Below are 6,386 nucleotides of genomic sequence, written 5' to 3' on the forward strand. Positions count from 1 at the left end.
CGGGCGGCCGCAGCGCCCCGCGTCGTGGTGGCTGGACCGGCGCGACCAGCTGCTGGCGCGCGCCGCCGTCGGCACACCGCGCTATGTCTATGACCTGGCCACCGTGCGGGATCACGCACGGATGCTGACCGGCACCGCGGCGGTCGACCAGTGCTACTTCGCGATCAAGGCCAACCCGCACCCGGCGATCCTGCGCGCGATCGCCGCCGAGGGCTTCGGGCTGGAGTGCGTATCGCTGGGCGAGATCGAGCACGTGTTCGCGCACGTGCCGGGGCTTTCTCCGCGCAACGTGCTGTTCACCCCGAGCTTTGCGCCGCGCCGCGAGTACGAGGCGGCGTTCGACCACGGCGTCACCGTCACCATCGACAACATCGAGGCGCTGCGCCGCTGGCCGGAGGTCTTCCGCGGCCGCACCGCGTGGCTGCGCCTGGACCTCGGCCACGGCGAGGGCCACCACGCCAAGGTCAAGACAGGTGGCGTCGCGGCTAAGTTCGGCCTGCCGCTGGCGAAAGTCGATGCGTTCCTCGATGCGGCTCGCGACATCGACCTGCGCATCAGCGGCCTGCATGCGCACCTGGGCAGCGGCATCGACGACGCCGGCCACTGGCACGGCGTCTACGCGCACCTGGCGGGGCTGGCCGACATGATCGGGACAGTGGAGACGATCGACATCGGCGGTGGCCTGCCGGTGCCGTACGCGCCCGAGTCGCCGCTGTTCGACGTCGCGCTGTGGCGGGCAGGTCTCGACGAGATCAAGGCGAGCTACCCGCGCTACCGCCTGGTGGTCGAGCCGGGGCGCTACCTGGTTGCCGAAGCGGGCGTGCTGTTGCTGTCGGTCACGCAGGTGGTCGAGAAGGACGGCGTGCGCCGCGTCGGTGCGGACGCCGGTATGAATGCCCTGATGCGGCCGTCGGTCTACGACGCCTACCACGGCATCCACAACCTCGACCGGCTGGATGACACGGAGCTCACGGAGTTCGACGTGGTCGGCCCGATCTGCGAGAGCGGCGACGTACTTGGCCACGGGCGCCCGCTGCCGGCCGCCACCGCCGAGGGCGACGTGTTGCTGGTCGCCGACACGGGTGCATACGGCATGGTCATGGCCAACACCTACAACCTGCGGGCGCTGCCGGCAGAGGACATCCTTGATGAAGGCGGCATCGAATGAGTGAGTGGAAGTTCCAGCGCGACGCGATCCAGTCCTTCCGCTTCGTGCGCTGTGGGTTGGACGCCGCGACCGGCGTGGCGGAACTGGTCTACGCCTTCGACGAAGGTCCCGAGCTGGTTGAGACGGTCACCGTCCCCGGTGCGCCGTTCGCGCTGGACGGCGACCGTGCCGTTGCAGTCGAACGCGCGCTGCGGCTGCTGCACCTGGTCGCCGGTGTCAGCTATTACAAGGCGGCGGTACCCGCGCGGATCCGCATCGACTCGTATGCGATCGATGCCGACACCGCCGCGCTGCTGGAGTTGGTCTACCTCAACGGATTGGGCGAGTTCGCCTACCGCAATGGCCTGGATCTGCACGGGCGCATCGCGTTTCCGCACGGCGAGCCGCCGGGTGGGCCGGCGCCGGCGCTCGGCCTGCGCAACCACGCGCTGGTGGCGATCGGAGGCGGCAAGGATTCGCTGGTCAGCATCGAAGCGCTGCGTGCGCTGGGTGTGGAGCAGACCGTCAGCTGGATCGGCGGCTCGCAGCTGATCCGCGCCTGCGCCGAGCGCACCGGGCTGCCCACGCTCAACATCGGCCGCGCGCTGGCGCCACAACTGTTCGACTACAACCGGGAAGGCGCCTGGAACGGCCACATCCCGGTCACGGCAGTCAACTCGGCGATCCTGGTGCTGGCGGCGCTGCTGCAGGGCGTTGACCAGGTGGTGTTCTCCAACGAGCGCTCCGCCAGCTACGGCAGCCTGATCGAGGGGACGGGCGAAGTGAACCACCAGTGGTCGAAGGGCTGGGCGTTCGAGCAGGCGTTCGGCAGTTATGTGCAGTCGAGCATCGCGGCGGACCTGCACTACTACTCGCTGCTGCGCCCCTTGAGCGAGCTCGCGGTGGCGCGGCAGTTCAGCCGTTCCGACCGGTACGACGCGCACTTCTCCAGTTGCAACCGCAACTTCCACATCCTCGGCGAGCGCCCGGTCAGCCGCTGGTGCGGGGTCTGCCCCAAGTGCCACTTCGTGTTCCTCGCGCTTGCGCCGTTCATGAGCAAGCCGCGGCTGGTCGGCATTTTCGGCCGCAACCTGCTCGATGACCCGGCGCAGACGGCCGGCTACGACGCGTTGCTGGAATACCGCGACCACAAGCCGTTCGAGTGCGTCGGTGAAGGCCGCGAATCCCGTGCGGCCATGGCCGCGCTCGCCGCGCGCCCGGAATGGCGCGAGGACGCACTGGTCGAGCGGTTCATCCGCGAGATCCGCCCGCAACTGGGCGACGGCGACCTGCGGATCGAACCGCTGCTGCGGATCGATGACGAGCAACGCATTCCCCCCGCGCTCTGGGAACGCCTGCGTGCGCATCTCGCAGCTTGAGGGACAGCGCGTTGCGCTATGGGGGTGGGGCCGCGAAGGCCGGGCCGCCCATCGCGCGATCCGCAGCCGTCTGCCCGATCTGCCCCTGACACTGTTCTGCAGCGGTACCGAGGCCGACGACGCCCGCGGCCTGGGCGATACGCACCTCCAGGTCATGACCGACGCGAGCGCCGAGCAGCTCGGCGGATTCGATGTCGTTGTGAAGTCGCCGGGCATCAGCCCGTACGGCGAGGCGGCGAGCGCTGCGATGGCCCGCGGCACGCGCTTCATCGGCGGAACCGCGCTGTGGTTCGGCGAGCGCGCCGGCAGCGACGGCGTGGTCGCCCACACGGTTTGCGTCACCGGTACCAAGGGCAAGAGCACCACGACCGCGTTGCTGGCCCACCTGCTGCGCGCCGGTGGCCACCGCACCGCGCTGGCGGGGAACATCGGCCTGCCGCTGCTAGAGTTGCTGGACCCGCCGCAGCCACCGGACTACTGGGCGGTCGAACTGTCGAGCTACCAGACCGGCGACGTCGCCGCCGGGGGAGGGCGGCCGGAGGTCGCCGTGGTGCTCAACCTGTTCCCGGAGCATCTGGACTGGCACGGCTCGCAGGCGCGCTACATCGAGGACAAGTTGAAACTGCTGACCGAGGCGCGCCCGCGGGTGGCGGTGCTCAATGCGGCCGATCCGCAGTTGTTGGCGCTGCCATTGCCCGGCAGCGAGGTGCGCTGGTTCGGTCGCGAAGACGGTTGGCACCTCCGCGGCGACGACCTCTACCGCGGCGATACCTTCGTCATGGACACATTGCCGCTGCCGCTGCCTGGTCGCCACAACCGCGGCAACCTGTGCGCGGTACTCGCCGCGCTCGAGGCGCTGGGACTGGATGCGACAGCGCTTGCAACCCACGCCGCCGGCTTCCGGCCGCTGCCCCACCGGTTGCAGGTACTCGGGACCCGGGGTGCGGTCACCTACGTCAACGACTCGATCAGCACCACGCCGCACGCGAGCCTGGCCGCGCTCGAGTGTTTCGGCGCCCGGCGTATCGCGCTGCTGGTCGGGGGGCACGACCGGGGGGTCGACTGGTCCGCTTTCGCGGAGGCTGTCGCGCACCGTCCACCGGCCGCGATCATCACGATGGGCGCCAATGGGCCGCGGATCAACGAGCTGCTCGCGCTACCGGCGTCGCGGGGTGCGTTCGGGCTGGCCGCAGCCGGTGATCTCGCTGACGCCGTGCGGCAGGCTGAAGCGGCGCTGGCGGGCGAAGGCGTGGTGCTCCTGTCGCCCGGCGCGCCCAGTTTCGGGCCATACCGCGACTACGTGGAGCGCGGTCGGCATTTCGCCGCGCTGGCCGGGTTCGACCCCGACGCCATCAGCGCCATTCCCGGTCTCGGCGTGGCGTAACCGGCGCTCACCGCACCCGCGTGTCGATGGCGCTACCCTCGGCGCAGCCCACCCGAGGAGTTTCGCCATGCGACCGCTTCGCCTTGCCTGTGCTCTCCCGCTCGCCCTCCTGGCCACGCCCGTGTTTGCGGAAATGCGGGCCGAGCCGGTCGAATGGTCCATCGGCGACACCACCTTCAGTGGCGTCCTGGTCCACGACGACGCCAACGCGATTTCGCGTCCCGGCGTGGTGATGGTGCCCAACTGGATGGGGGTCACGCCGTCGGCCGTCGAGAAGGCCAAGCAGCTGGCTGGCGACGATTACGTTGTCCTCGTCGCCGATGTCTATGGCAAGGACGTGCGGCCGAAGGATCGCGAAGCCGCCGGCCAGGTGTCGGGTGCGCTGAGGGAGGACCGCCGCATGCTGCGTGCCCGTGTGGCCAAGGCGGTCGAGGTGCTTGCGGCGCAGGCGGACGAGGCGCCGGTCGACGCCGAGCGGATCGCTGCGTTGGGATTCTGTTTTGGCGGAACGGCGGTGCTCGAACTCGCCCGAGACGGGAGCGAGGTCGCCGGCGTGGTGAGCCTGCACGGCGCCCTGTCGACCCCGTTGCCGGCCAAGGACGACGCGGTGCGCACATCCATCCTCGTGCTCAATGGTGCCGATGACCGCGGCGTCACCGACGAGGATATTGCGGGCTTCGAGCGGGAGATGGACGCCGCGGGCGCCGATTGGCAGTTCGTCAACTTCAGTGGCGCGGTGCACTGCTTTGCCGAGGCGGACGCGAACAACCCGCCGGGCTGCGTCTACAACGAACGGGCGGCCACGCGCGCGTTCGAGATGACCCACGACTTCCTGCGCGAGCGGTTCGCGGCAGAGTAGGAGGGTGGCACCGGGTCCGGGTCAGTGGTCGCGGCTGACCGCATAGGCGGACAGCCCGCGCAGGGCGGCCACGTAGTCATTGTCAGCCAGGCCGTCCAGTGCGGTCCCGGCGCGTTGCGCGTAGTCGAGCGCGCGGCGGCGGCTGTAGTCGAGCCCGCCGGTGGCGTGGATCGCTTCGATGACAGCGGGTAGGGCGGCGGTGTCGCCGGTCTCGATCGCGTGGCGCAACCGCCCGGCGGTGGCCGGGTCGGCGTGGCGAATCGCGTGGATCAGCGGCAGCGTCGCCTTGCCCTCGGCAAGGTCGTCGCCGAGGTTCTTGCCCAGCGTTTGCGCGTCGGAGGCGTAGTCGAGCACGTCGTCGGCGATCTGGAACGCGTAGCCGAGGTTGAGGCCGTAGTCGTGCAGGCGCTGGGCGGTGGCCTCGTCGGCACCCGCCAGCATCGCGCCCAGCCGGGTCGCGGCGGCGAACAGCACGGCCGTCTTGCGCTCGATCACGCGCAGGTAGGCCGCCTCGTCCGTGTCGGGATTGCGCACGTGCAACAGCTGCAACACCTCGCCTTCGGCGATCCGGTTGGTGGTGTCGGCCAACAGCCGTTGAACCGGCATGCTGTCGAGCTCGACCATCAGCTGGAAGCTGCGCGAATACAGGAAGTCGCCCACCAGCACGCTGGTGGCGTTGCCCCAGACGGCATTGGCAGTGCTACGCCCGCGGCGCAGGTCGGACTCGTCGACCACGTCGTCGTGCAGCAGGGTCGAGGTGTGGATGAACTCGACCACCGCGGCCAGCTGGTGGGCGTCGGGTCCGCGGTGTCCCAGCGCGCCCGCGGCAAGCAACAGGAGCATCGGGCGCAGGCGCTTTCCGCCGGCGCCGATGATGTACTCGGCCACCTGGTTGATCAGCACCACGTCGGAGGCGAGGCGCCGACGGATCAGTCCGTCGACCGCGTCCATGTCGGCCCGCGCCAGCGACTGGATGTCGGACAGGCTGTAGCCGCTGCGGGGCGTGGTGCTGGCGTGCATGGAGTGACCCGGGCCGGTGGACCCGGGATTATAGGTGGTTGGCCGGGGGCGCGGCCTTGCTCGAAGCGGCCACCGGGACTGGCTGGATTCCGACCCGACGCCGGGGTGGATTCCTGGTCCGGTGGCCTCGACGGGGTGGGTATACTGGCCTGCCGCTCGCCGCGCTGCGGCGACTTCCTCGACACGACAGGACCGAATTCATGGCACGTGGCGTAAACAAGGTGATCCTCGTCGGCAACCTCGGCAACGATCCCGAGACCAAGTACACCCAGGGCGGCATGGCCGTGACCACGCTCAGCCTGGCCACCACCAGCGTGCGCAAGGACCGCGACGGCAATACCCAGGAGCGCACCGAGTGGCACCGGGTCAAGCTGTTCGGCAAGCTCGGCGAGATCGCCGGCGAGTACCTGAAGAAGGGCCGGCAGGTCTATATCGAAGGCTCGATCCGCTACGACAAGTTCACCGGGCAGGACGGCGTCGAGAAATACTTCACCGACATCGTCGCCGACGAGATGCAGATGCTCGGCGGCGGGGGCGAGGGTGGCGGCGCCGGCGGTGGCGGCTACCGCGGCGGTGATCGCAGCGAGCGCCCGGCAC

The 6,386-nt window shown here is 69.8% G+C and carries 6 protein-coding genes; 5 read left to right on the top strand and 1 reads right to left on the bottom strand.

All coding sequences use genetic code 11. The annotated features are described in order from the left end of the window. The 4 genes from ACKVMH_RS12100 to ACKVMH_RS12115 all read left to right on the top strand — a co-directional run. Nucleotides 1–1,168 (top strand): alanine racemase (locus tag ACKVMH_RS12100; protein ID WP_412700483.1); only part of this gene is annotated, 1,168 nt, incomplete at its 5' end. Beyond that, nucleotides 1,165–2,526, top strand: coding sequence for a UDP-N-acetyl-alpha-D-muramoyl-L-alanyl-L-glutamate epimerase (gene murL, locus ACKVMH_RS12105; protein ID WP_412700484.1), 1,362 nt, complete (start codon nt 1,165–1,167; stop codon nt 2,524–2,526). The genes ACKVMH_RS12100 and murL, both read left to right, overlap by 4 nt. Then, nucleotides 2,507–3,910 (top strand): UDP-N-acetylmuramoyl-L-alanine--D-glutamate ligase, encoded by a 1,404-nt coding sequence (murD, locus tag ACKVMH_RS12110; protein WP_412700485.1) that lies wholly within the window; start codon nt 2,507–2,509, stop codon nt 3,908–3,910. Before murL ends, murD begins: the two co-directional genes overlap by 20 nt. Before the next feature lie 67 nt (nt 3,911–3,977). Continuing rightward, nucleotides 3,978–4,769, top strand: coding sequence for a dienelactone hydrolase family protein (locus ACKVMH_RS12115; RefSeq protein ID WP_412700486.1), 792 nt, complete (start codon nt 3,978–3,980; stop codon nt 4,767–4,769). A gap of 21 nt (nt 4,770–4,790) precedes the next feature. Here the strand turns inward: ACKVMH_RS12115 and ACKVMH_RS12120 are convergent, their stop codons facing one another. After that, complete coding sequence (locus ACKVMH_RS12120) at nt 4,791–5,789, bottom strand: polyprenyl synthetase family protein (protein WP_412700487.1); 999 nt, start codon at nt 5,787–5,789, stop codon at nt 4,791–4,793. Nucleotides 5,790–5,989: 200 nt separating this feature from the next. Here ACKVMH_RS12120 and ssb point away from each other — a divergent pair. Beyond that, on the top strand, nt 5,990–6,386 hold a 397-nt coding region (gene ssb, locus ACKVMH_RS12125; protein WP_412700488.1), incomplete at its 3' end, for a single-stranded DNA-binding protein.

It is taken from the genome of Lysobacter zhanggongensis, assembly GCF_046638635.1.
Lineage (GTDB): Bacteria > Pseudomonadota > Gammaproteobacteria > Xanthomonadales > Xanthomonadaceae > Novilysobacter > Novilysobacter luteus.